Source organism: Acidovorax sp. GW821-FHT10E04, assembly GCF_059415185.1.
The window spans coordinates 233,605-256,470 of the sequence record NZ_JBWKMT010000005.1 but is presented as its reverse complement, the minus strand read 5'-3'; the positions used below and the strand labels follow the sequence as shown (position 1 = coordinate 256,470).

22 protein-coding genes are annotated in these 22,866 nt (G+C 68.5%); 11 read left to right on the top strand and 11 right to left on the bottom strand.

Annotation, left to right across the window (positions count from 1 at the left end; translation table 11 throughout):
- Positions 1 to 6 precede the first annotated feature (6 nt).
- On the top strand, positions 7 to 699 hold the full coding sequence (locus AC07OC_RS17440) for a Crp/Fnr family transcriptional regulator (RefSeq protein ID WP_218296124.1): 693 nt from the start codon (positions 7 to 9) through the stop codon (positions 697 to 699).
- 13 nt (positions 700 to 712) lie between these two features.
- Here AC07OC_RS17440 and AC07OC_RS17435 read toward each other — a convergent pair whose 3' ends face one another.
- The 9 genes from AC07OC_RS17435 to AC07OC_RS17395 form a co-directional block, all read right to left on the bottom strand.
- Entirely contained in the window at positions 713 to 1,414 is a 702-nt protein-coding gene (locus AC07OC_RS17435; protein WP_369643363.1) for an ABC transporter ATP-binding protein, read from the bottom strand.
- A 33-nt stretch (positions 1,415 to 1,447) separates the two neighbouring features.
- Entirely contained in the window at positions 1,448 to 2,200 is a 753-nt protein-coding gene (locus AC07OC_RS17430) for an ABC transporter ATP-binding protein (protein ID WP_492253877.1), read from the bottom strand.
- A complete protein-coding gene (locus AC07OC_RS17425) occupies positions 2,197 to 3,150 on the bottom strand; it encodes a branched-chain amino acid ABC transporter permease (RefSeq protein ID WP_218339937.1) in 954 nt (317 codons plus the stop codon). Before AC07OC_RS17425 ends, AC07OC_RS17430 begins: the two co-directional genes overlap by 4 nt.
- Positions 3,151 to 3,218: 68 nt before the next feature.
- A complete protein-coding gene (locus AC07OC_RS17420) occupies positions 3,219 to 4,091 on the bottom strand; it encodes a branched-chain amino acid ABC transporter permease (protein ID WP_218339737.1) in 873 nt (290 codons plus the stop codon).
- Positions 4,092 to 4,133: 42 nt separating this feature from the next.
- Complete coding sequence (locus AC07OC_RS17415; protein ID WP_218339738.1) at positions 4,134 to 5,306, bottom strand: ABC transporter substrate-binding protein; 1,173 nt, start codon at positions 5,304 to 5,306, stop codon at positions 4,134 to 4,136.
- Positions 5,303 to 6,127 carry an alpha/beta fold hydrolase gene (locus AC07OC_RS17410; RefSeq protein WP_218339739.1) on the bottom strand — a complete coding sequence of 275 codons (825 nt, stop codon included), beginning with the start codon at positions 6,125 to 6,127 and terminating at the stop codon, positions 5,303 to 5,305. Before AC07OC_RS17410 ends, AC07OC_RS17415 begins: the two co-directional genes overlap by 4 nt.
- Positions 6,124 to 7,674 (bottom strand): benzoate-CoA ligase family protein, encoded by a 1,551-nt coding sequence (locus tag AC07OC_RS17405; RefSeq protein ID WP_218339740.1) that lies wholly within the window; start codon positions 7,672 to 7,674, stop codon positions 6,124 to 6,126. The genes AC07OC_RS17410 and AC07OC_RS17405 overlap by 4 nt, the downstream gene beginning before the upstream one ends.
- Before the next feature lie 79 nt (positions 7,675 to 7,753).
- Positions 7,754 to 9,304 carry a 3,4-dehydroadipyl-CoA semialdehyde dehydrogenase gene (locus tag AC07OC_RS17400; protein ID WP_218339741.1) on the bottom strand — a complete coding sequence of 517 codons (1,551 nt, stop codon included), beginning with the start codon at positions 9,302 to 9,304 and terminating at the stop codon, positions 7,754 to 7,756.
- A gap of 208 nt (positions 9,305 to 9,512) precedes the next feature.
- On the bottom strand, positions 9,513 to 9,980 hold the full coding sequence (locus AC07OC_RS17395; protein WP_218339742.1) for a 4-hydroxylaminobenzoate lyase: 468 nt from the start codon (positions 9,978 to 9,980) through the stop codon (positions 9,513 to 9,515).
- A gap of 250 nt (positions 9,981 to 10,230) precedes the next feature.
- Between AC07OC_RS17395 and AC07OC_RS17390 the strand changes: the two genes are divergently transcribed.
- The 10 genes from AC07OC_RS17390 to AC07OC_RS17345 all read left to right on the top strand — a co-directional run bounded on the left by AC07OC_RS17390 (position 10,231) and on the right by AC07OC_RS17345 (position 20,707).
- Positions 10,231 to 11,172 (top strand): helix-turn-helix transcriptional regulator, encoded by a 942-nt coding sequence (locus tag AC07OC_RS17390; protein WP_218339743.1) that lies wholly within the window; start codon positions 10,231 to 10,233, stop codon positions 11,170 to 11,172.
- 143 nt (positions 11,173 to 11,315) lie between these two features.
- Positions 11,316 to 12,986, top strand: a complete 1,671-nt coding sequence (boxC, locus tag AC07OC_RS17385; RefSeq protein WP_218339744.1) for a 2,3-epoxybenzoyl-CoA dihydrolase — start codon at positions 11,316 to 11,318, stop codon at positions 12,984 to 12,986.
- Between the two features lie 34 nt (positions 12,987 to 13,020).
- Positions 13,021 to 14,448, top strand: a complete 1,428-nt coding sequence (boxB, locus tag AC07OC_RS17380) for a benzoyl-CoA 2,3-epoxidase subunit BoxB (protein WP_492244599.1) — start codon at positions 13,021 to 13,023, stop codon at positions 14,446 to 14,448.
- A gap of 40 nt (positions 14,449 to 14,488) precedes the next feature.
- Positions 14,489 to 15,769 (top strand): benzoyl-CoA 2,3-epoxidase subunit BoxA, encoded by a 1,281-nt coding sequence (boxA, locus tag AC07OC_RS17375; RefSeq protein ID WP_218339746.1) that lies wholly within the window; start codon positions 14,489 to 14,491, stop codon positions 15,767 to 15,769.
- A 381-nt stretch (positions 15,770 to 16,150) separates the two neighbouring features.
- A complete protein-coding gene (locus tag AC07OC_RS17370; RefSeq protein WP_218296137.1) occupies positions 16,151 to 16,363 on the top strand; it encodes a hypothetical protein in 213 nt (70 codons plus the stop codon).
- A gap of 91 nt (positions 16,364 to 16,454) precedes the next feature.
- The gene (locus AC07OC_RS17365) at positions 16,455 to 17,108 is read left to right on the top strand and encodes a hypothetical protein (RefSeq protein WP_218339747.1); all 654 of its coding nucleotides are present in this window, start codon (positions 16,455 to 16,457) and stop codon (positions 17,106 to 17,108) included.
- A 294-nt stretch (positions 17,109 to 17,402) separates the two neighbouring features.
- Positions 17,403 to 18,566 (top strand): DUF3182 family protein, encoded by a 1,164-nt coding sequence (locus AC07OC_RS17360; protein ID WP_218296139.1) that lies wholly within the window; start codon positions 17,403 to 17,405, stop codon positions 18,564 to 18,566.
- Entirely contained in the window at positions 18,550 to 19,308 is a 759-nt protein-coding gene (locus AC07OC_RS17355) for an alpha/beta hydrolase family protein (RefSeq protein WP_218339748.1), read from the top strand. Before AC07OC_RS17360 ends, AC07OC_RS17355 begins: the two co-directional genes overlap by 17 nt.
- A gap of 146 nt (positions 19,309 to 19,454) precedes the next feature.
- Complete coding sequence (locus AC07OC_RS17350; protein ID WP_218296141.1) at positions 19,455 to 19,604, top strand: hypothetical protein; 150 nt, start codon at positions 19,455 to 19,457, stop codon at positions 19,602 to 19,604.
- 71 nt (positions 19,605 to 19,675) lie between these two features.
- Positions 19,676 to 20,707 (top strand): SDR family oxidoreductase, encoded by a 1,032-nt coding sequence (locus AC07OC_RS17345; RefSeq protein ID WP_218339749.1) that lies wholly within the window; start codon positions 19,676 to 19,678, stop codon positions 20,705 to 20,707.
- A gap of 18 nt (positions 20,708 to 20,725) precedes the next feature.
- On the opposite strand, the gene AC07OC_RS17340 is transcribed toward AC07OC_RS17345, so the two are convergent.
- Positions 20,726 to 21,103, bottom strand: a complete 378-nt coding sequence (locus AC07OC_RS17340) for a DUF779 domain-containing protein (RefSeq protein WP_218339750.1) — start codon at positions 21,101 to 21,103, stop codon at positions 20,726 to 20,728.
- Between the two features lie 175 nt (positions 21,104 to 21,278).
- Positions 21,279 to 22,802, bottom strand: coding sequence for an acetaldehyde dehydrogenase ExaC (gene exaC, locus AC07OC_RS17335; protein ID WP_218339751.1), 1,524 nt, complete (start codon positions 22,800 to 22,802; stop codon positions 21,279 to 21,281).
- Positions 22,803 to 22,866: the final 64 nt, after the last annotated feature.

Below are 22,866 nucleotides of genomic sequence, written 5' to 3'. Positions count from 1 at the left end.
TTCACCATGCTGGTCAAAAAGGCGCCGCCCACGGTGGCCGACCTCCTCGCCGACTCGGCCTGGTTCCCGGTGCTGGACGCCCCGGCCCAGCAGCGCGTGCTCGATGAACTGCGCGAAGTGGATGTGCCGCAAGGCAGCGCGCTGTGCAGGCGCGGCGACGTGCCCCGGCACTGGTACGGCGCGATCGAAGGTCTGCTCAAGTGGACGGTCACGTCCGACAACGGCCGCTCCGTCACGCTGGGCGGGCTGTCGGCGGGCAGCTGGTTTGGCGAGGGTACGCTGCTGCGCGGCGTGGCGCGCACGGCAGACATCATTGCGCTGCGCCCCAGCCGGGTGGCGCTGCTGCCGGTGGAGACCTTCGAATGGCTGCACGCCACACAGCGCAGCTTCGACCACTTCCTGCTGCGCCAGATCAACGAGCGCATGCACTGGTTTCTGGGCAACTTCACGGCCCACCACCTCATGGACACCGACAGCCAGGTGGCACGCGCGCTGGCCGGGCTGTTCCACCCTTTTCTGCACCCCGGCAGCGACCCGCACCTGCAGGTCTCGCAGGAGGAGATCGCCAACCTGTCGGGCGTGTCGCGCCAGCGCTGCAACGCCGCCCTGAAGCGCCTGGAGGCCGAGGGCGTGCTGCAGATCGAATACGGCGGCATCACCGTGGTGGACCTCGGCAGCCTGCGCCGGCGGCTCGACTAGCCGTCCGCGCGCATCACACGCCCAGCAGCTGCTCCAGCGCCGCGGGCGCTGCCCGCAGGTCGGCCGACGGCGCGGCCAGCACGATGCGGCCCTTCTCCATCACCAGGGCCTGGTCGGTGTGCGAGAGCACCCGCCGCCAGTCGCGGTCCACGATCAGCGTGGCGATGCCGGTGGCCCGGATCTCGGAGATCACGCGCCAGATCTCGGTCACGATGAGCGGGGCCAGGCCCTCGGTGGCTTCGTCCAGGATCAACAGGCGCGGGTTGGTCATCAGCGCGCGGCCGATGGACAGCATCTGCTGCTCGCCGCCGGACAGTTGCTGCCCGCCGTGCGAGAGCCGCTCCGACAACCGAGGGAAGGTGGCCATCACGCGGTCGAAGGTCCAGGCGCGGCTGCCGTCCAGGCCCGCCCGCTGGCTCATGACCAGGTTCTCGCGCACCGACAGGTTGGGGAAGATGCCGCGCCCCTCGGGCACGTAGCCAATGCCCAGGCGCGCCATCTTTTCGGGGGGCCAGCCGGTGACGGTGCGGCCGTCCATCTGCACCTGGCCTTCGGGCGGGCGCAGGTAGCCCATCAGGGAGCGGATGAGCGTGGTCTTGCCCATGCCGTTGCGCCCCAGCAGGCCCACCGACGTGGCGGCGGGCACCTGCGCATCCACGCCGCGCAGCACATGGCTGTCGCCATAGCGGGCGTGCAGCCCGACCACATTCAGCATGGTGCGTTCCTTGTCAGGGGGGTGGTCATCACATCAATGCCCTTCTCCGAGGTAGGCGGTGCGCACCTCGGGGTTGTTGCGGATCTCTGCCGGGCCGCCGCTGGCGATGACCGTGCCGTTGACCATGACGGTGATGCGGTCGGCGATGCGGAACACGGCGTCCATGTCGTGCTCGACCAACAGGATGGCGTGGTGCGGTTTCAGGTCGGCCAGCAGCGCCAGCATGCGCTCGGTCTCCTCCGCGCCCATGCCGGCAAGCGGCTCGTCCAGCAGCAGCACGCGCGGCCGGGTGGCGATGCACATGGCCACCTCGAGCTGGCGCTTGGCGCCGTGGCTCAGCGCACCGGCGGTGCGCCGTGCGTCTGCCGCAAGCCCGGCCGCCTGCAGCGCCGCCGCGGCGGTGGCATTGCTGTCGGCGCAGTGGCGCGCCGCCTGCCACAAGGCCCAGGGCCGGGGCGTGGCGGCCTGCGCGGCCAGGCGGCAGTTCTCGTGCACGGTGAACTCCGGGAAGATCGTGGTGCGCTGGTAGCTGCGCCCGACGCCCGCCAGCGCGCGGCGCGCCTGCGACTGGCGGGTGATGTCCTGCCCGCCCAGGGTGATGCGCCCCTCGGACGCTTCGATCTCGCCCGACAGCATGTTGATCAGGGTGGACTTGCCCGCGCCGTTGGTGCCGATGACCGCGTGGACCTCGCCTTGGCGCAGGTCGAGCGTGACGGCATTCACCGCCACCAGGCCACCGAACCGGCGCGTGAGCCCTTGCACGGACAGCAGGGGTTGAGCGCTCATGCCTTTCCGCCCTTTCCGATGGGTTGTCCCAAACGCTGCGCCAGGCCCATAAGCCCCTGCGGCAGCACCGCGACGAACACGATGATGGTCAGGCCCAGGGTGAGCTGCCAGTGGTCTGCCAACGGCCCCATGAGGGCGTGGGTGGACAGCAGCTCCTTGAGCAGCGTGAACACCACCGCCCCGATCACCGCGCCGCGCAGATGCCCCATGCCCCCGAGGATGACCATGAGCAGCACGTCGCCCGAGGTGTGCCAGGACAGCAGCTCCGGGTTCACCACGCCATCGCGCACGGCCAGCAGGGAGCCCGCGAGCCCCGCCAGCGCCCCTGCCATCACGAAGGCCGCCAGCTTGTAGCCATAGGTGGCGAACCCCGCGGCGCGCATGCGCTGCTCGTTCACCCGGATGCCCGCCAGCGCCGCCCCGAAGCGCGATCTGCGCACCAGCGCCAGCAGGCCGTAGGTGCCCGCCAATGCCGCCAGCACCAGGTAAAAAAGAGCGTGGCGCGACTCCAGGCTGAGGCCGCCAAGCGTGGGCCGCACGTCCAGGTAGATGCCGTCGCTGCCGCCGCCCACCTTGGTGTCGTGGAACACGAAGAACGCCATCTGCGCAAAGGCCAGGGTGACCATGATGAAGTACACCCCGCGGGTGCGCAGGCTCAGGGCGCCCACGCACAGCGCGTACAGCGCAGCCGCCCCCATGGCGCCCAGCATCAGCACGATGAGGTTGCCGCCCTCCGCCCCCGAGCCCAGCACGGTGGCATAGGCGCCGATGCCGTAGAAGGCCGCATGCCCCAGGCTCACCAGCCCCGTCATGCCCACCAGCAGTTCCAGGCTGAGCGCGAAGATCGACAGGATCATGACCTTGACCAGCAGGTCGGCCCAGTAGGGGCCCAGCAGCGGCCCGGCGATGGCGGCGGCCATGGCCACGGCGGCGGGCAGCAGTGCGCGCATGCGCCAGCCGCCGCGCGGCGCAGTGGCGGTGTCAGCAGGCGCGGCGGCGGTGGTGGGGTGCACGGCGCTCATGCCTTGCGCCCCATCAGGCCTTCCGGCCGCCAGATCAGGATGCCCGCCATCAGCAGGTACACGCCCATGCCGCTGATCTCCGCGAAGAACACCTTGCCGAAGGTATCGACAAACCCCACCAGCAGCGACGCCACCAGCGCCCCGGTGATGGAGCCGATGCCCCCGATGACCACCACCACGAAGCAGATGATGAGCACGCTGGCGCCCATGTTGGGGTACACCGAGGACATGGGCGCGGCGATCATCCCGGCCAGCGCCGCCAGCGCCACGCCCGCCGCGAAGACGATGCGGTACAGCCGCCGGATGTCGATGCCCAGGCCGCGCACCATGTCGCGGTTGCTGGCGCCAGCGCGCACCATCATGCCCAGGCGGGTGCGGTTGACCACCCAGTACAGCCCCACGGCCAGCACGATGCAGGCCGCCGACGCGAAAAGGCGGTACCACGGGTAGCTCATGAGTTCGCCCAGCGCGAAGCTGCCATCGAGCCACGCAGGCGCCTTGACGCCGTGCACGTCGTTGCCCACCAGCAGCGAGCGCAGTTCCTCGAACACGAGGATGAGCCCGTAGGTCATCAGCACCTGCTGCAGGTGGTCGCGCTGGTACAGGTAGCTGAAGAACGCCCACTCCAGCAGGTAGCCCAGCACCGCCGCCAGCGCGATGCCCGCGAGCAGCATGACGAGGAACTGGTCGCCGAACAGCGGCGACAGCGCGAACGCCATGTAGGCGCCGATCATGTAGAAGCTGCCGTGCGCGAGATTGATCACGCCCATGATGCCGAAGATCAGCGTCAGCCCGGATGCCACCAGAAACAGCAGCAGCCCGTACTGGACCGAGTTCAGGCACTGGACCAGGAAGGTGCCGATGTCCATGGAAGGTGTGTCCTGTGTTGACGGAGACGGTCAGCCAGCCGTTTACAGCTTGCAGCCGCGCGCGGGGTCGGCCAGCGCCTTGGCGGCCACGCCGACGACCTTGTTCTCCTTGCCGTCCACCTTGCGCAGGTAGATGTCCTGCACGGGGTTGTGGGCGCGGCTCATGGTGAAGGGGCCGCGCGGGCTGTCGATGGTGGCTTTCTGCACGGCGGCGGCGAAATCGGCCTTCTTCGCGATGTCGCCCTTCACGGCCTTCAGGCCCGTGGCCAGGATCTGGGCGGCGTCGTAGCCCTGCACCGCGTACACGTCGGGCTGCAGCTTGAAGGACTTGGCGTAGGCGGTGCGGAACGCGTTGTCGCGCGGGGTATTCAGGCCGTCGGCGTAGTGCAGGGTGGTGAGCAGGCCCTGCGCGGCATCGCCCTGCGCCTCCAGCGTGCCGTCGGTCAGAAAGCCCGAGCCGTACAGCGGCGTGACCTTGTTCAGCCCGGCGGCCGCGTAGTCCTTGACGAACTTGACCGCGCCGCCGCCCGCGAAGAATGCGAACACCACGTCGGGCTTGGTGGCCGCGATCTCGGTGAGCAGCGCCTGGAACTCCACGTTCGGGAACGGCACGGTGAGCTGCTTGACGACCTTGCCGCCTTCCTTTTCAAAGCCTTCCTTGAAGGCCTCGGTCATCTCGTCGCCGGCGGCGTACTTCCAGGTGATGGTGACGGCGGTCTTTTTCTTCTCCTGCTTCGCGGCCACGGTGCCCATGCCGTAGGACGACTGCCAGTTGGAGAACGACGAGCGGAAGATGTTCTGCGCGCACAGCGCACCCGTGACCGCGTCCGCACCCGCGTTGGGCACGATGAGCAGGGTGCCACTTTGCTTGGCGGCGCGCGCCATCGCCGTGGCGACACCCGAATGCACGGTGCCGACGATCACATCCACGCCGTCGCGCTTGATGAGCTTGTTGACGTTGTCGGTGGCCTTGGCCGGGTCGGACTCGTCATCGACCTTGAAGAACTCGATCTCGCGGCCCGCGAGCTTGCCGCCCTGCTCGGCCACGTGCAGCCGAAAGCCGTTCTCGATGGCAACGCCCAGCGCGCTGAAGGTGCCGCTGAATGGCAGCATGAGACCCACCTTGAGCTTGTCGGTGGTCTGGGCCGTGCCTGCGGTGGCGCCGCAGACCAGTGCCAGCGCTGCGAATGCCGTGCGTGCGTAGCGAGATGTCATGGTTGTCTCCTGGATGTTGTCGTGATGAACGCCACCGTCTCGGCGATCACGTCGCCGGGCCGGTCACGGTGGGGGGAATGCGCGCAGGCGGGCAGCTCCAGCAGGCGGGTGCCCGGCACGCGCTCGGCAATGCCGCGGATCTGCGCCAGCGTTCCGTATTCGTCGTCAAGACCCTGCACGGCCAGCACGGGCGCGCGCACGGCGGCGATGTCGGCCACGATGCTCCAGCCGCGAAAGGCGGGGTCGAGCCAGATGCGGTTCCAGCCCCAGAAGGCCGAATCGGGGTCGTCGTGGTAGCGGGCCAGCTTGCCCGGCAGGTCGGTGGTCTCGTAGGCGGCACGCGCCTGTTCGATGTTGGCGATGGTCACGTCCTCGACGAAGATGTGCGGCGCCAGCAGCACCAGGCCCGCCACGCGATCCGGAAAGCGGGCGGCGTACAGCAGCGCGATGGAGGCGCCGTCGCTGTGGCCGAACAGCCAGGGCGCTTCGCTCACGCCCAGCGCCTGCAGCAGCGCGGGCAACACCTCCTCGGCCTGCCGGTGCATGAAGTCCACGCCCCAGCGTTCATCGGCCGCGCGCGGCGTGGAACGGCCGTAGCCGGGGCGGGAGAACACCAGGCCCCGAAAGCCGCCGTCCGCGCACAGCCGCTGCGGGAAGTCCTTCCACATCGCCAGCGAGCCCAGCCCTTCGTGCAGAAAGACCACCAGCGGCGCCTGCGTGCGCTCGGGCGCTATCCACTGGTACTCGACCTGCACGGCCTGCCCCCGCCAGGAGATGCTGGCCAAAGACGCCGGGCCGCCGGAGCTGGCCGTGGCGCTCATGCCCGGGCCTCCTGCTCGCGCAGGCGAAAGCGCTGGATCTTGCCGGTGGCTGTCTTGGGCAGCTCGGGCACGAACTCGATGAAGCGCGGGTACTTGTAGGGCGCCAGGCGGTCCTTGACGAAAGCCTTGAGCTCCTCTTCCGTCGCGCCCTGGCCGTCCTTGAGCACGACGAAGGCCTTGGTCTTGGTCAGGCCGTCGCCATCCTGCTTGCCGATCACGGCCACCTCCAGCACGGCGGCGTGCTGCATCAGCGTGGCCTCGACCTCGAAGGGCGACACGTAGATGCCGCTGACCTTGAGCATGTCGTCGCTGCGCCCGGCGTAGGTGTAGTAGCCGTCCGCATCGCGCACGTACTTGTCGCCGCTCTTGGTCCAGCCGCCCTGGAAGGTGTCGCGCGTCTTGTCGCGGTTGTTCCAGTACATCAGCGCGGCGCTGGGGCCCTGGATGTAGAGGTCGCCCACCTCGCCGTCCGCCACGGGGCGGCCGTCCTCGCCGCGCAGCTCGACCTCGTAGCCCGGCACGGGCTTGCCCGTGGTGCCGTAGCGGATGTCGCCCGGGCGGTTGGACAGGAAGATGTGCAGCATCTCGGTGGAGCCGATGCCGTCGATGATGTCGCAGCCGAAATGCGCCTTGAAGCGCTGGGCGATCTCGGCGGGCAGCGCCTCGCCGGCGGACGAGCACATGCGCAGCGCCACCTGGGCGCGCGCCGGCAGCCGGGGCGATGCGAGCATGCCCGCAAAGCCGGTGGGCGCACCGAAGAACACGGTGGGCCGGTGGTCCACCCAGCGCTGAAAGGTGGCATCGGGCGTGGGCCGCTCGGCCATCAGCACCACGGTGGCGCCCACCGACAGCGGGAAGGTCAGCGCATTGCCCAGCCCGTAGGCGAAGTAGAGCTTGGCGGCCGAGAAACACACATCGTCGCGCGTGAGGCCCAGCACGGGCTTGCCGTACAGCTCGGCCGTCCACCAGAGATTGCCATGGGTATGCACCGTGCCCTTGGGCTTGCCGGTGGAGCCCGACGAGTACAGCCAGAAGCCCGGGTCGTCGGGCCCGGTGGCTGCGGGCGCTGGCAGGCGCTGGGCGCTGGCAATGGCCTCGTCCAGGCCCACGGCGCCGGCTGGGAGTGCCTGCGTGGGCTGCGACACCCACAGCGCCGACACCTCATGGCCACCGCGCGCCATCGCGTCTTGCAGCACGGGCAGCAACGCGCCCGACACCAGCACGGCCTGCGCGCGGCTGTGGCCCAGCATGTAGGCGTAGTCGTCCGCCGTGAGCAGCGTGTTCACCGCCACGGGCACCACGCCGGCGTACAGGCAGCCCAGAAAGCACACGGGCCAGTCGCTGGTGTCGTGCATGAGCATCAGCACCCGCTCTTCGCGCCGCAGGCCGGCATCCACCAGCACACCGGCCAGGCGCCGGGCGCGGTCCTGCAGGTCGCCGTAGCTCAGCATGCCGCGGTCGTCGATGTAGGCCGTGCGCTGCGCGTGGTCGCGGTTCAGGTCGAACAGGTGCTGTGCAAAGTTGAAACGCTCTGGCAGGGTGGTCATGGCGATGTCTCCGTGGTTCGCTGGCGTTTTTCTGGTGGTGCGTGCTGGCTGGCGGCTGCTGTGGTCTGCGCCTGGGCGGTCAGAGGCCGAGCGCGGCCAGCACACCGGGGCTGGCCTGCACGGCGCTGCGCTGGTGGTAGAAGCCCAGCGCCCGCAGGCCTCCCAGCTCTGCCCCGCCGCCCGCACGCCCCGGGCCGCCGTGCAGCGACATGGGCATCACGTTGCCGTGGCCGGTGTGGGCCTGGGCGACGTCGGGCGTCACCACGTGCACGCGGCCATGGCTGGCTGCGAGCTGCACGGCGGCATGCCCCAGCGCGGCCTCGTCGGCCCCGTACAGCGATGCCACCAGCGACCCCTGGCCGCGCTGTGCCAGCGCCACAGCGTGGTCCACATCGCGGTAGGGCACCAGCGTGGCCACGGGGCCGAACACCTCGACCTCGTGCACCACGGCCGCCGCATCGGCGTCGTGCACACCCAGCAGCACCGGGCCGATGCAGGCGGCCACGGCGGGGTCGGCATCCACCAGCGGCTGGTGGCGGCCGTCGTGCAGGATGTCGGCGTGGGCGCACAGCTGCGCAAGCCCTTCGCGCACGGCGTGCAGTTGGGCAGTGCTGACGAGCGAGCCCATGCGCACGCCGTCGTTGCGGGGGTTGCCCACCGTCACGCCCGCGAGCTTAGCGCCGATGGCCTCGGCCGCAGCGCCGTACACGCCTGCCGGCACCAGGATGCGGCGGATGGCGGTGCATTTCTGGCCCGACTTGACGGTCATCTCGCGCACCACTTCGCGCACCAGCAGGTTGAAGGCGTCGCTGCCGGGCGCCGCATCGGGCAGCAGCAAGGCGCTGTTGAGGCTGTCGGCCTCGATGTTGGCGCGCACCGAGCGCTGGGCCACCGCAGGGTGCGCGCGGATGATGCCGGCCGTGTCCGCCGAGCCGGTGAACGAGACCACGTCGAACGGCCCGAGCTGGTCCATGAGCCCGGCCGAGCTGCCTGCGATGACCGACAGCGCGCCCGCCGGCAGCACGCCCGCATCGACCACATCGCGCACCATGCGCTGCGTGAGCCAGGCCGTGGACGTGGCGGGCTTGACGATCACCGGCACGCCGGAGAGCAGCGCGGGCGCCGCCTTTTCCCACAGCCCCCAGGCCGGGAAGTTGAAGGCATTGATGAACAACGCCACGCCGCGCGTGGGCACCTGCAGGTGCTGCGACAGGAACACGGGCTCCTTGCCGAGCCGGGCGGCATCGCCATCGCGCAGCACGCGCACATCGCCCAGCGCGTCGCCCCATTTGGCGTACTGGCCCAGCGTGAAGATGCCGCCGTCGATGTCCACGGCGGAGTCGTTCTTCACCGTGCCGGCGTTGGCCGTGGCGATCTCGTAGTAGGCGTCGCGGTGGGTTTGCAGTACCTTGACCACGGCGCCCAGGAGAGCGGCGCGCTGCCGGTAGGTCAACGCACGCAAGGCCGAGCCGCCCTGCTCGCGGGCGAACCGGAAGGCCTCGGGCAGGTCGAGCCCGGTGGCATCCACGCGCACCAGGTCATGGCCCAGCACCGGGTCCTTGAGCACGGCGCCCGGGCCGTGGCCGGTCTGCCAGCGTCCGGCGGCGTAGTTGGGGAGCAGTTCGGTCATACAGATAGAGAGATAGGCAGAAAAAAGCGGGTTATCGGTCATCAGCGCGCGGCGCACGAAATGGGCATGGTCCCGGCCAGCGTCGCCGTGCGAGGGCCGCCATGCCGCGCAGGCGGCATTCCGCTTGCGTGCACCGGGGGCGTCCCCCTCCCAGATTGCGGAGCAATATGAGAGAGGGGGAAGGCGCGAAGCGACTCAGGGGGGTGTTTCACTTGCTGAACTGGATTTGCCCTTCGGGCAGCAGGTAGAGCACCAGCGAGCGGCCCTGCGCCACGGTGGGGCGGTGGGCACTGCCGGGCGGGTACACGCACCAGCCGGCGGGATGCCCGTCGAAGGTGGCGTCGCCCTCCAGCGGCATGATCAGGTCGATCTCGCCCAGCGGATGGGTATGGTGCGGGCCGGCGATGTCCTGCATGTCCACCACATCCACCGAGAAGCGGCGCAGCGCGTCGTCTGCCTTGAAGACGCGGCCGTAGCGGATGCCGCCGCCCTCGCGCTCGCAGAGCCAGCCCTGCGCCACGCCGGCCAGGCACCCCGCCTTGAGCTGCTGGTAGGCCGCGCTGGCGGGCCCGTGGGTCTGGTTGAGCCAGGCCTGCAGGTCGCCGTCCAGGGCACGGCCCGCGATCTGGCCCGTCAATGCGGACAGGGCTTCATGAAATGCTGCTTTATCGGACATGGCGACTCGTGGGTGGCTGGGACAATGGAGTGCAGCGTGCACAAGGCTTGATATGTGTTCTTGTGGGATGGAGCAATGTGCAGTATCTTGCCTGCACACGAACAATAGTTAATGCTTGATGCAGTGTCAAGCACTATAGTGCATGTATGGTGTTTTCCCCTAGCGGCGGCCGAACGCCTTCAAAAGCGTTTGAAGCCCGGGGCACGCACCGCAAAATGCCACGCCGCAGCCGACGTGAACGAGGATGGACATGAACGAACAAGAAGACACAGTCACCCTGCCACCTTTCGCTGGCGGCGGCACGGCTGCGCCCACCGAAGAGGCCCGCAACCCCCTGCTCGCCGCCCTCGGCGAACGCGTTCGCAACCTGCGGGCGCAGCGCGGGCTCACGCGCAAGGCGGTGGCCATGGCGGCCGATGTGTCGGAGCGGCACCTTGCCAACCTGGAGTACGGCACGGGCAACGCGTCCATCCTGGTGCTGCAGCAGGTGGCGGGCGCGCTGCATTGCTCGCTGGCCGAGCTGGTGGGCGACTTCACCACCCGTTCGCCCGAATGGCTGCTGATCCGCGAACTGCTGGAGCACCGCAGCGAACCCGAACTGCGCCGCGCGCGGCTGGCGCTGCATGAGCTGCTGAGCAGCGGCGCGAGCGACACGGCGCGCCACCGGCGCATCGCGCTCGTGGGGCTGCGGGGCGCGGGCAAGTCCACGCTGGGGCCTTTGCTGGCACGCGACCTGGACGTGCCGTTCATCGAGCTGAGCCGCGAGATCGAAACCCTGGCGGGCTGCAGCGTGCGCGAGATCCACGACCTGTACGGCACCACCGCCTACCGCCGCTACGAGCGCCGCGCGCTCGAAGAGATCGTGCAGATCCACAGCGAGGTGGTGATCGCCACCCCCGGCGGCATCGTCTCGGACCCCGCCACCTTCAACGAACTGCTCGCGCACTGCACCACCGTGTGGCTGCGCGCCGCCCCCGAGGAGCACATGGGCCGCGTGCTGGCCCAGGGCGACATGCGCCCCATGGCCACGAGCAAGGAAGCCATGGACGACCTGCGCCGCATCCTGGAAGGCCGGGCCGCCTTCTATTCCAAGGCCGATCTCACCATCGACACCTCGGGGCAGAACCTCGAGGAAAGCCTGCGGCAGCTGCGCGCCGGGGTGCGCAAGCTGATGACCCACCCGCCGCACTGACACCCCGGCGCCCCCGCGCGCCATAAATCCAGCAAAAAACCGCGGCATGCATTGACTCGCTCGCAAACATGCATCATGATGCACATCAGTCGATTGATTTATGCATTATTATTCCTGTTCGCAGTTTTTGACGGAGACGCCCCATGACCGCCCAGACCACCGCACCCTCCCGCGTTGACTACCGCACCGATCCCACGCAGTACCGCCACTGGAAACTGGCGGTCGAGGGTCCGTTGGCCCGCCTGTCGCTCGACATCGCCGAAGACGGCGGCATCCGCCCCGGCTACAAGCTCAAGCTCAACAGCTACGACCTGGGCGTGGACATCGAGCTCAACGACGCGCTCAACCGCGTGCGCTTCGAGCACCCGGGCGTGCGCACCGTCATCGTCACCAGCGGCAAGGACCGCATCTTCTGCTCCGGCGCCAACATCTTCATGCTGGGCGTCTCCAGCCACGCCTGGAAGGTGAACTTCTGCAAGTTCACCAACGAGACGCGCAACGGCATCGAGGATTCGTCGAAGCACTCCGGCCTGAAGTTCCTCGCCGCGGTCAACGGTGCCTGCGCGGGCGGCGGCTACGAACTGGCCCTGGCGTGCGACGAGATCCTGCTGGTGGACGACCGCTCTTCCTCGGTGTCGCTGCCCGAAGTGCCGTTGCTGGGCGTCCTGCCCGGCACCGGGGGCCTGACCCGCGTGACCGACAAGCGCCATGTGCGCCACGACCTGGCAGACATCTTCTGCACCAGCGTCGAAGGCGTGCGCGGCCAGCGCGCGGTGGACTGGCGCCTGGTGGATGCGGTGGCCAAACCTGCCCAGTTCGCCGCCGCCGTGCAGGCGCGCGCCACCGAGCTGGCCGCCGGCAGCGACCGCCCGGTCGGCGCCCAGGGCGTGGCCCTGACCCGCCTGGAGCGCGAGGACGGCGCGGACAGCCTGCGCTATTCGCATGTCGAGGTGCAGATCGACCGCGCCAGGCGCACGGCCACCCTCACGCTGAAGGCGCCCACCGGCGCACAGCCCGCCGACATCGCGGCCATCGAGGCCACTGGGGCCGCCTGGTGGCCGCTGGCCCTGGCGCGCGAGCTCGACGACGCCATCCTCAACCTGCGCACCAACGAGCTCGACATCGGCACCTGGCTGCTCAAGACCGAGGGCGACGCGCAGGCCGTGCTCGCCTCCGACGCGGTGATGCTGGCCCACAAGGACCACTGGCTGGTGCGCGAGACCATCGGCGCGCTGCGCCGCGCGCTGGCACGGCTGGACGTGTCCTCGCGCACCCTGTTCGCGGTGGTGCAGGAGGGCTCGTGCTTCGCCGGCACGCTGGCCGAGCTGGCCTTCGCGGCCGACCGCACCTACATGCTGGCCCTGCCCGACGACGCCGGGCGCGCGCCGAAGCTCGTGCTCAACGAATTCAACTTCGGCTTCTTCCCCATGGTGAACGACCAGAGCCGCCTGCAGCGCCGCTTCTATGAAGAGGCCGCGCCGCTCGACGCCGCGCGCGCCGCGGCTGGCAAGCCGCTCGACGCCGACGAGGCCCTGGCCCTGGGCCTGGTCACCGCCGCGCCCGACGACATCGACTGGGACGACGAACTGCGCATGGCCATCGAGGAGCGCGCCGCCATGTCGCCCGACGCCCTGACCGGGCTGGAGGCCAACCTGCGCTTTGCCAGCAAGGAGAACATGGCCACGCGCATCTTCGGCCGGCTCACGGCCTGGCAGAACTGGATCTTCAACCGCCCCAACGCCGTCGGCGAAAAGGGCGCGCTGAAGGTCTACGGCACCGGCGAAAAGGCCGGCTTCGACTTGAACCGCGTTTGAATCCGCAGCCCTCCGCACAACCCAAGGAACAACGATGAGCACGATCAACTACAGCGAGAAGATCCCCAACAACGTCAACCTCGGCGAAGACCGCACGCTGCAGCGCGCGCTCGAAGGCTGGCAGCCCAACTTCATCAACTGGTGGGACGACGTGGGCCCCGAAGGCTCGACCAACCACGAGGTCTACCTGCGCACCGCCGTGAGCGTGGACCCGCAGGGCTGGGCCCAGTTCGGCCACGTGAAGATGCGCGACTACCGCTGGGGCATCTTCCTGAACCCGGGCGACGCCAACCGCGAGATCCACTTCGGCGACCACAAGGGCGAGAAGGCCTGGCAGGACGTGCCCGGCGAGCACCGCGCCAACCTGCGCCGCATCATCGTCACGCAGGGCGACACCGAGCCAGCGAGCGTGGAGCAGCAGCGCCACCTGGGCCTGACGGCGCCTTCGATGTACGACCTGCGCAACCTGTTCCAGATCAATGTGGAAGAGGGCCGCCACCTCTGGGCCATGGTCTACCTGCTGCACAAGCACTTCGGCCGCGACGGCCGCGAGGAGGCCGAGGCACTGCTGCAGCGCACCTCGGGCGACGTGGACAACCCGCGCATCCTGGGCGCCTTCAACGAGAAGACGCCCGACTGGCTGGCGTTCTTCATGTTCACCTACTTCACCGACCGCGACGGCAAGTTCCAGCTCTCGGCCCTGGCCGAAAGCGCCTTCGACCCGCTGGCACGCACCACCAAGTTCATGCTGACCGAAGAGGCCCACCACATGTTCGTGGGCGAATCCGGCGTCTCGCGCGTGCTGGCGCGCACCGCGCAGGTGATGAACGAGCTGAAAACCGACGACCCGGCCAAGGTGCGCGCCGCCGGTGCCATCGACCTGGGCACGGTGCAGCGCTACCTGAACTTCCACTACAGCGTGACCATCGACCTGTTCGGCGCCGACCAGTCGAGCAACGCGGCCATCTTCTACAGCTCGGGCCTCAAGGGCCGCTACGAAGAAGGCAAGCGCACGGACGACCACATCCTCAAGGGCCAGACCTACAAGGTGCTGGAGGTCAAGGACGGCCAGCTGCTGGAGAAGGACGTGCCCATGCTCAACGCCTTGAACGAGGTGCTGCGCGACGACTTCATCAAGGACTCGATGGCGGGCGTGGGCCGCTGGAACAAGGTGCTGGAAAAGGCCGGGATTCCCACGCGCCTGTCGGTGCCGCACAAGGCGTTCAACCGCCAGATCGGTGCGCTGGCGGGCATCAAGATGTCGCCCGACGGCCGCGTGGTGAACGAGGTCGAATGGGCCGCGAAGCGCGATGAATGGCTGCCGAGCGCCGAAGACTTCGCTTTCGTGGCATCGTTGATGGGCCGCGTGGTCGAGCCGGGCAAGTTCGCCGGCTGGATCGCGCCCCCGGTGATGGGCATCAACCGCCAGCCTATCGATTTCGAGTACGTCCGGTTCAATTGAGTCCCTGAGCCGCTGCCGGGAGACTTGCTGGAAGAAAAATATGGACACCACCACGCTGATCGACAACGGCATCTTGAAGCAGCACCTGATCGACCCCGAGATCTGCATCCGCTGCAACACCTGCGAGGCGACCTGCCCGGTGGGCGCCATCACGCACGACGACAACAATTACGTCGTGCGGGCCGACGTGTGCAACGGCTGCATGGCCTGCATCTCGCCCTGCCCCACGGGTTCCATCGACAACTGGCGCACCATGCCGGTGGCGCGCGCGTACACGATCGAAGAACAGCTCACCTGGGAGGCGCTGCCGCCAGAACTGGCGCCCGATGTGCTGGCCGCCGAAGGCGCAGCGCCCTCGGCCATGGACACCGCACTGGCGTCGTCCGCACCGGCCGCACCCGTGGAGCCGGGCACGCAGGCCTTCCGTTCCGCCCAGTACGGCGCCGCCGTGCCGCCCTGGTCGGCCGCGCACCCCTACACCAACCTGTTCCCGCCCAAGAGCCCCACCACGGCAACGGTGGTGGGCAACTTCAACTGCACCGAAGCAGGCTTTGAAAGCGAGACGCACCACGTCGTGCTCGACTTCGGCAGCATGCCGTTCCCGGTGCTGGAGGGGCAGTCCATCGGCATCGTCCCGCCGGGCACCGACGTGCTGGGCAAGGCGCACCATGCGCGCCAATACTCCATCGCCAGCCCGCGCAACGGCGAGCGGCCCGGCTACAACAACCTGGCGCTCACCGTGAAGCGCGTGACCACCGACCACGACGGCAACGCCGTGCGCGGCGTGGCCTCCAACTACGTGTGCGACCTGAAGGTGGGCGACAAGGTGCAGGTGGTGGGGCCGTTCGGCAGCTCGTTCCTGATGCCCAACCACCCCCGTTCGCACATCGTGATGATCTGCACCGGCACGGGCAGCGCGCCCATGCGCGCGATGACCGAATGGCGCCGCCGCCTGCGCAGCAGCGGCAAGTTCGAGGGCGGCAAGCTGCTGCTGTTCTTCGGCGCGCGCACCCAGCAGGAGCTGCCCTACTTCGGCCCGCTGCAAAGCCTGCCCAAGGACTTCATCGACATCAACCTCGCGTTCTCGCGCACGGCCGGGCAGCCCCGGCGCTACGTACAGGACCTGATGCGCGAGCGCGCCGCCGACCTGGCCGCGCTGCTGCGCGACGGGAACACCCACTTCTATGTCTGCGGCCTCAAGAGCATGGAAGAAGGCGTGGTGATGGCGCTGCGCGACATCGCCCGCGACAGCGGCCTGGAGTGGGAACAGGTGGGCGCAGTGCTCCAGCGCGAAGGACGGCTGCACCTGGAAACCTACTGACGGCAGGCCTGGCGCGGTCCCCTGCGGAGCGAGGGCCGCCGCCGAGTTTTCATTGAAAACAGGCTTCAGCGCTTGATACACAAGCGCCATAAGCTATATATTTAATAGCAATTCATCTATTGCCGGCGCTCCGCACGCCCCTAGGCCCGCTGGCCGCACTCGCCCCCTGCGGCCGTGCAGCGGCCGCTCGGCCCCGCGCCAGCCGCGTCCCCGCCACCCGCTCGCCTGCGCGCTGCCACATGCGCGTGGCCTGACGCCGCCGCATGGAAAAAAACCGACCCGCCTATAGGACGGAACCTACAGAAATCGCTGCCGCAGATTTTCAAAATGAATTCACACACGGCCTTCGTGTGCATTTTTTTGATCATCAGGAGATATTCCATGCCCAACAACAACCCCCAAGGCCACAACCAATACACCGACGACAGCGACTCCCAGCGCAAGAGTTCGGGCAACCGCCAGGCGGAGCAGAGCACCGGCGCTTCCGGCAGCCGCCAGCAGGGGCAGAACGAGCGCCCGGGCTCCGGCGGCAACCAGGGAAGCCGCGAGCAGCAAGGCGACTCTTCCCGCCGCTCTTCCCAGAACCAGCGCTGAGCCGGCCTTCTGGCACCGGCAGGCATTTCCTCGCAACCCTGGCTGACCAGCCAGCAACCATGAACGGACCAACACACCAGGAGAATTGAAAATGGGTTATCGAGACAGTGATGACAGCGGCTTTTCCCGCCATGGCATGGGTCGGGACCACGACGAAGGGCGGTATGCCGAACGCGCCCACCGCGGCAGCATGGACCGCGATGACCAGCGCCCGGGCTACGCCCCCGAGCTGGATGACCGGTACGGCCAGTACGGCATGGTGCGCAACGACTACCGTGGCAACGCTGGCCTGGGCCTGCCGCCGCGCGAGGGCCGTGACCGTTTTTCCTCGCCGGACCGGTTCCAGGGAGGCGGCGGCTACCGCAACGATGGCCGGGAGATGTACCACCCGCCGAACAGCCGCTTCGACAGCGACTACCGGGACTACCAGGACCAGGACCGCGCGGGCTATGCCCGAGGGGGTGGGCACTGGGGCAGCGACGATGAGCTGCGCGGGCCCTCCCAGGGCCGCCAGGGTCACCACGACCCCGACTACCAGCAATGGCGGCAGGAACAGCTGCGCCTGCTGGACGAGGACTACCAGTCGTGGCGCAAGGAGCGCTACGAGAAGTTTTCCGACGACTTCAATACCTGGCGCACTTCGCGCAACCAGCAGTCCCCCTCCAAGAGCCAGGCCGGTGCCACGGGCAGCAGCAGCACCAGCAATCCCGGCGCCACATCCGGCAAATCCAAGGACGCAGGCTGACGGCGGCGCCGCTCCTTGAGGAAGGCCGGCGGGCGCACGTTCGCCGGTGACCCGGCCCGTGGCGCGGCGCCCCTGCCTCCCTGGCCGCCCCTCCCCCGCGCGGGAGTGGGCGGCTTATTCCTGCCCGCGTGGAACGGGTCGGGCTTCCCCTGGCGTTCCCGGCTGGCGCGCTCCGCGCCGCAGTTGCTCATTCGTCCTACAAAAGGCCCGGCGGTCCAAAAATACGATGGCGGCATCCCCCTGGCGATGGCGCCGCCGGCCCCTCTCGCCGTTTCCGAGAGCAAAGGAATCCGCATGACCGCCTTGTCCGCATACGGTGACGCTCTCCGCCCCTCGCCCTCCAGATCATCCGCCCAGACAGAAATCGTCATGCCGTTCACGCAGGGCATCAAGGGGCACTCGAGCGTGCACGAACACGTGACGCGCGAGCAGATCGCCCGCCATGTCGCCGCGCTCAAGGGCTGCCCCTTCATGGAAGAGGTACCCCAGCCCTTGTGGACCCGCCGCACCTACCTCGTGCCCAGCGACACCCTCGTGGCGTCCACGGCGCAGCGCCTGGGCCTGTTGGGAGAAGACGACCTGTTCGGCGGCGTGGTGCCCCATGCCTTCGTCGCCACGAAGGCCATCACCCATCCCCTGGTGTCGGCCACGGCCGCGGCCCCGCAAGGCTGGAGCGAGGCGTTTTCCCGCCGGGTCGGTGCCGCCGTGCTGCCGGGCTACACCGCGTTCTCCAGCCGGGATGCGCAGGAGGCCGGTGAACAACTGCTGGCGCTGGGTCCCGTGCGGGTCAAGCCCGTGGGCGAGACCGGAGGGCGTGGCCAGACGGTGGTGCCCGACGCCCGCGCGCTCTCCGCCTGCCTGGCGGCATTGGGCAAGGCGGCCCTGGTCGAGCAGGGCATCGTGCTGGAGCACAACCTCTCCCAGGTGGACACGCTGAGCGTGGGCCAGGTGCGCGTGGCGGGCATCCTGGCCTCGTACCACGGCAGGCAGCGCCTCACGCAGAACAACACCGGCGCGATGGCCTACGGCGGCTCCGACCTGACCGTGGTGCGGGGCGATTTCCACGCGCTCCTGTCCACGCTCCCGCCCGGCCCCGTCCGCAAGGCGGTCGATCAGGCCCTGGCGTACGACGCCGCGGTGCGGGAATGCTTTCCGGGGTTTTTCGCCTCGCGCATCAACTACGACGTCGCGCAGGGCATCGCGGCCGACGGCCGGTGGTGCTCGGGGGTGCTGGAGCAATCCTGGAGGATCGGCGGCGCCACCGGCGCCGAAGTGGCCGCGCTCGAAGCCTTTCACGCCGACCGCTCCCTGCGCTCGGTGCAGGCCAGCTGCGTGGAGACGTATGGCCGCTTCGAGCCCCTTCCGGCAGCGGCGACGGAATACTTCCGGGGAGAGGATCCCGAAGTGGGCCTGCTGACCAAATACGCCCTGGTGCATCGCGATGGCCACGCGGCATAGGGCGATCCAGATTCCCTCGGGGGACCGCACGATCGCGGGCACGCTGGTCGCGCCCGACACCGTGGTGCCGGGCGTCATGCTGGTGCACGGCTGGGACGGCAGCCAGGAGCAGTACCTTGCGCGCGCCCATGCCATCGCCGCCCTGGGGTGCATCTGCCTGACCTTCGACCTGCGGGGCCATGCCAGCGACAAGGCCCACCGCGACACGGTCACCCGGGAAGACAACCTCAACGACATGCTCGCCGCCTACGACCTTCTCACGGGCCACCCCGCGGTGGACGCCAACTCCGTGGCGGTGGTGGGCAGCAGCTACGGCGGCTACCTGGCCACCGTGCTCAGCGCGATGCGGCCCCTGCGGTGGATGGCGCTGCGCGCTCCCGCGCTCTACAAGGACGAGGACTGGCTGGTGTCCAAGCAGAACCTCGACCGCCAGGAGATATCCCGCTACCGCGCCATGAAACTCGCCTCCGACAGCAACCGCGCCCTGGCGGCCAGCGCGGTCTTCGAAGGGGATGTGCTGCTGGTCGAATCCGAACTCGACCACATCGTCCCGCACCCGGTCATCGAGAACTACCGCGCCGCGTTCCTGCGCACCCACTCCATGACCTACCGGGTGATCAAGCAGGCAGACCACAGCCTGTCCAAACCCGAATGGAGCGAGGCCTACACCGCGATGCTGGTGACCTGGATGTCGGAAATGCTGGGGCTGGCCAAGAACGGACAGCCCTCCGGCAAGAAGTGACGTAGGCCGGCGGGCGCCGGAGGCGCCACGCCACCCGCCGGGCCTTCGCCGTATCCATCCGATGGGCACAGTCAAAACTGTCCGACACGGCCGCCGCGCGCGCGGAGGGCTAATGGAGCTTCTTCCCTGCCGCCCTGGAGAACACCATGTCCAAGACACACCGCTCCGGTTCCGATCCCCACCTCAAGCCCCGCGAACTCAAGCGCATGCGCCAGTGGGAAGCCATGGCCCGGCCCCGCCAGGTGCCGCTGCGGTTTCCCGAGCCCGAGCCCCCGCTATGGAAGCCGCTGGGCTGACCGCGATTGCACACCACGCGCCGGCCCGACGCCGCCCGTTTCCCATCCACCGCATGTGAAGAAGCCTTGCCATGAAGCCATCATCCAAGACAGCCCCGTCCACCCCGGCCGCACGGGCCACGGCCACGGCCGCGAAGCAAAAGAAGATCCAGGCAGCGCAGGACCGCCGCGACGAGCGCGCCCGCCCGGCCAAGGCAGCGCCCGCTTCGGCCCGGGGCAAGGCCCCCGCGCCCGGCCCCGGGCGCTCGGAACCCGCCCCCCCGCTGCCGGCCCAGCACCTTGCCAAACCCGGCAGCGAGGCCGAGATGCAGCTCAAGCCGAGGTTCGAGGCACCCCACTACCGGGGCAGCGGCAAGCTCACGGGGTTCTCCACCCTCATTACCGGGGGCGACTCCGGGATAGGCCGTGCGGTGGCGGTGCTGTTTGCCCGCGAGGGCGCGGATGTCGCCATCGCCTACCTGGCTGAACACGAGGATGCCCAGCGGACGCGCGAGCTGGTGGAGGCCGAGGGCGGCCGGTGCATCCTGATACCCGGCGACGTCAAGGACGCGGCATTCTGCGCCGGCGCCGTGCGGCAGGTGGTCAAGGCGTTTGGCAAACTCAACGTGCTGGTCAACAACGCCGCGTTCCAGGAGCACGCGGACGCCCTCGAAGCGCTGACGGCGGAGCGTTTCGACGAGACGTTCCAGACCAACATCTATGGCTACTTCCACATGGCCAAGGCAGCCCTGCCCCACTTGCACCGGGGCGATTCGATCATCAACACCGGCTCGGTCACCGGCCTGCGCGGCAGCAAGGAACTGCTGGACTATTCCGCCACCAAAGGCGCCATCCATGCCTTCACCAAGGCCCTGGCCCACAACCTGGCCGAGCGGGGCATCCGCGTGAACGCGGTGGCCCCGGGGCCCGTGTGGACGCCCCTCAACCCCGCGGACAAGGCGCCCGGGGACATCGCCAGGTTTGGCGAAAAGACGCACATGGGCCGCCCGGCACAGCCCGAGGAGATTTCTCCCGCCTATGTGTTCCTGGCGGCCCCCTGCTGCTCCAGCTACATCACCGGCACCGTGCTGCCCATCACGGGCAACGCGGGAGACGGCGCGTGAAGAAAGCGGCGTGCGGCATCACGCCAGATCCTGGCTGACCCGTGGTTCGATCTCGGCCCACTCCCCGTCGGTGAACAGGCGCGAGCGGGTGTGGAACGCCTTGCCCGTGCTGCCTTCCAGCGAAAACGTGCCGCCGTGCCCGTCGATCACATCCAGGATGAGCTGCGTGTGTTTCCAGTATTCGTACTGGGATTTGCCGATGTAGAACGGCGCGCCGCCCACATCGCCCAGCTGCACATCGCTGGCTCCAATCGTGAGATCGGTGGGCAGATAGCAGTTGGCCGCACTGTTGTCGCAGCAGCCGCCCGACTGGTGGAACAACACGCTGCCATGCTGCGCCTGCAGCTGCGCGATCAGCGCCAGGGCTGCCTCGGTGGCAATGACTCTCTCGACCATGGTGATCTCCTGATGTGCCGACAAAAAACGCTGCTGTGCTGAAAGTAATTTCGCAGCAGCGTCACGGTGGTTCACAGAGCGTCGATGGCCAGGCGCGTCGTCGCAGGCAGCGGCAGCGCCAGGGCAAGACGGCGCAACGACGCCAGCGGCGCCCTGTGGGCCACAACCCACCAAATCAGAAGAAGCCGAGTTTGTTTTCTGAGTAGCTCACCAGCAGGTTCTTGGTCTGCTGGTAGTGGTCGAGCATCATCTTGTGCGTCTCGCGCCCGATGCCCGACTCCTTGTAGCCGCCGAACGCCGCGTGCGCGGGATAGGCGTGGTAGCAGTTGGTCCATACGCGGCCGGCCTTGATGGCGCGCCCCATGCGATAGGCCACGTTGCCGTTGCGGCTCCACACGCCGGCGCCCAGGCCGTACAGCGTGTCGTTGGCGATGGCCAGCGCCTCGGCCTCGTCCTTGAAGGTGGTCACGGCCAGCACGGGGCCGAAGATTTCTTCCTGGAAGATGCGCATCTTGTTGTGGCCCTTGAACAGCGTGGGCTGCACGTAGTAGCCGCCTTCCAGGTCGCCGCCCAGGTGGGCCTGGCCGCCGCCGGCCAGCACTTCGGCGCCTTCCTGCTTGCCCAGGTCCAGGTACGACAGGATCTTGGTGAGCTGCTCCTTGCTGGCCTGCGCGCCCATCATGCTGTCGGTATCGAGCGGGTTGGCGTGCTGGATGGCGGCCACGCGCTTCAAGACGCGTTCCATGAACTTGTCGTAGATCGACTCCTGGATCAGCGCGCGGCTGGGGCAGGTGCAGACCTCGCCCTGGTTGAACGCGAACAGCACCAGGCCCTCGATGGCCTTGTCCAGGAAGGCATCGTCCTTGTCCATCACGTCCGCGAAGAAGATGTTGGGGCTCTTGCCGCCCAGCTCCAGCGTGGCGGGGATCAGGTTGTTGGCGGCGGCCTGCGCGATCACGCGGCCCGTGCTGGTGGAGCCGGTGAAGGCGATTTTTGCGATGCGCTTGCTCGTGGCCAGCGGCATGCCCGCCTCGCGGCCATAGCCGTTCACGATGTTGAGCACGCCGGGCGGCAGCAGGTCGGCGATCAACTCGGCCAGGATCAGGATGGAGATAGGCGTGGACTCGGCGGGCTTGAGCACCACGCAGTTGCCCGCACCAATCGCAGGCGCCAGCTTCCAGGCGGCCATCAGGATCGGGAAGTTCCACGGAATGATCTGGCCCACCACACCGAGCGGCTCCTGGATGTGGTACGCCACGGTGTTCTCGTCGATGTTGGACAGCGCGCCTTCCTGCGCCCGCACGCAGCCCGCGAAGTAGCGGAAATGGTCCACGGTGAGCGGGATGTCGGCGTTCAGCGTTTCGCGGATGGCCTTGCCGTTGTCCACGGTTTCGGCATAGGCCAGCAGCTCCAGGTTCTGCTCGATGCGGTCGGCAATCTTGAGCAGGATGTTGCCACGCGTGGCCGCGTCGGTCTTGCCCCAGGCGTCGGCGGCGGCGTGGGCGGCGTCCAACGCCAGTTCGATGTCTTCGGCGGTGGAGCGGGCGGCCTGGGTGTAGACCTTGCCGTTCACGGGCGAGATGACGTCGAAATACTGGCCCTTGGCCGGGGCCACGAACCGGCCGCCGATGAAGTTGTTGTACTGGGGCTTGTAGGCGATCTTGGCGCCAGCGGCGCCGGGGGCTGCGTAAACGGTCATGTTGTCTTGTCTCCGGTGGATTTGTGGACATCTGCTCGGCACCTCGCGCCGCCAGATACAGGAC

Coding starts and splice junctions, on each gene's coding strand:
- AC07OC_RS17440 (WP_218296124.1), top strand. CDS start 7: ATGCTGGTCAAAAAGGCGCCGCCCACGGTGGCCGACCTCCTCGCCGAC.
- AC07OC_RS17435 (WP_369643363.1), bottom strand. CDS start 1,414: ATGCTGAATGTGGTCGGGCTGCACGCCCGCTATGGCGACAGCCATGTG.
- AC07OC_RS17430 (WP_492253877.1), bottom strand. CDS start 2,200: ATGAGCGCTCAACCCCTGCTGTCCGTGCAAGGGCTCACGCGCCGGTTC.
- AC07OC_RS17425 (WP_218339937.1), bottom strand. CDS start 3,150: ATGCGCGCACTGCTGCCCGCCGCCGTGGCCATGGCCGCCGCCATCGCC.
- AC07OC_RS17420 (WP_218339737.1), bottom strand. CDS start 4,091: ATGGACATCGGCACCTTCCTGGTCCAGTGCCTGAACTCGGTCCAGTAC.
- AC07OC_RS17415 (WP_218339738.1), bottom strand. CDS start 5,306: ATGACATCTCGCTACGCACGCACGGCATTCGCAGCGCTGGCACTGGTC.
- AC07OC_RS17410 (WP_218339739.1), bottom strand. CDS start 6,127: ATGAGCGCCACGGCCAGCTCCGGCGGCCCGGCGTCTTTGGCCAGCATC.
- AC07OC_RS17405 (WP_218339740.1), bottom strand. CDS start 7,674: ATGACCACCCTGCCAGAGCGTTTCAACTTTGCACAGCACCTGTTCGAC.
- AC07OC_RS17400 (WP_218339741.1), bottom strand. CDS start 9,304: ATGACCGAACTGCTCCCCAACTACGCCGCCGGACGCTGGCAGACCGGC.
- AC07OC_RS17395 (WP_218339742.1), bottom strand. CDS start 9,980: ATGTCCGATAAAGCAGCATTTCATGAAGCCCTGTCCGCATTGACGGGC.
- AC07OC_RS17390 (WP_218339743.1), top strand. CDS start 10,231: ATGAACGAACAAGAAGACACAGTCACCCTGCCACCTTTCGCTGGCGGC.
- boxC (WP_218339744.1), top strand. CDS start 11,316: ATGACCGCCCAGACCACCGCACCCTCCCGCGTTGACTACCGCACCGAT.
- boxB (WP_492244599.1), top strand. CDS start 13,021: ATGAGCACGATCAACTACAGCGAGAAGATCCCCAACAACGTCAACCTC.
- boxA (WP_218339746.1), top strand. CDS start 14,489: ATGGACACCACCACGCTGATCGACAACGGCATCTTGAAGCAGCACCTG.
- AC07OC_RS17370 (WP_218296137.1), top strand. CDS start 16,151: ATGCCCAACAACAACCCCCAAGGCCACAACCAATACACCGACGACAGC.
- AC07OC_RS17365 (WP_218339747.1), top strand. CDS start 16,455: ATGGGTTATCGAGACAGTGATGACAGCGGCTTTTCCCGCCATGGCATG.
- AC07OC_RS17360 (WP_218296139.1), top strand. CDS start 17,403: ATGACCGCCTTGTCCGCATACGGTGACGCTCTCCGCCCCTCGCCCTCC.
- AC07OC_RS17355 (WP_218339748.1), top strand. CDS start 18,550: ATGGCCACGCGGCATAGGGCGATCCAGATTCCCTCGGGGGACCGCACG.
- AC07OC_RS17350 (WP_218296141.1), top strand. CDS start 19,455: ATGTCCAAGACACACCGCTCCGGTTCCGATCCCCACCTCAAGCCCCGC.
- AC07OC_RS17345 (WP_218339749.1), top strand. CDS start 19,676: ATGAAGCCATCATCCAAGACAGCCCCGTCCACCCCGGCCGCACGGGCC.
- AC07OC_RS17340 (WP_218339750.1), bottom strand. CDS start 21,103: ATGGTCGAGAGAGTCATTGCCACCGAGGCAGCCCTGGCGCTGATCGCG.
- exaC (WP_218339751.1), bottom strand. CDS start 22,802: ATGACCGTTTACGCAGCCCCCGGCGCCGCTGGCGCCAAGATCGCCTAC.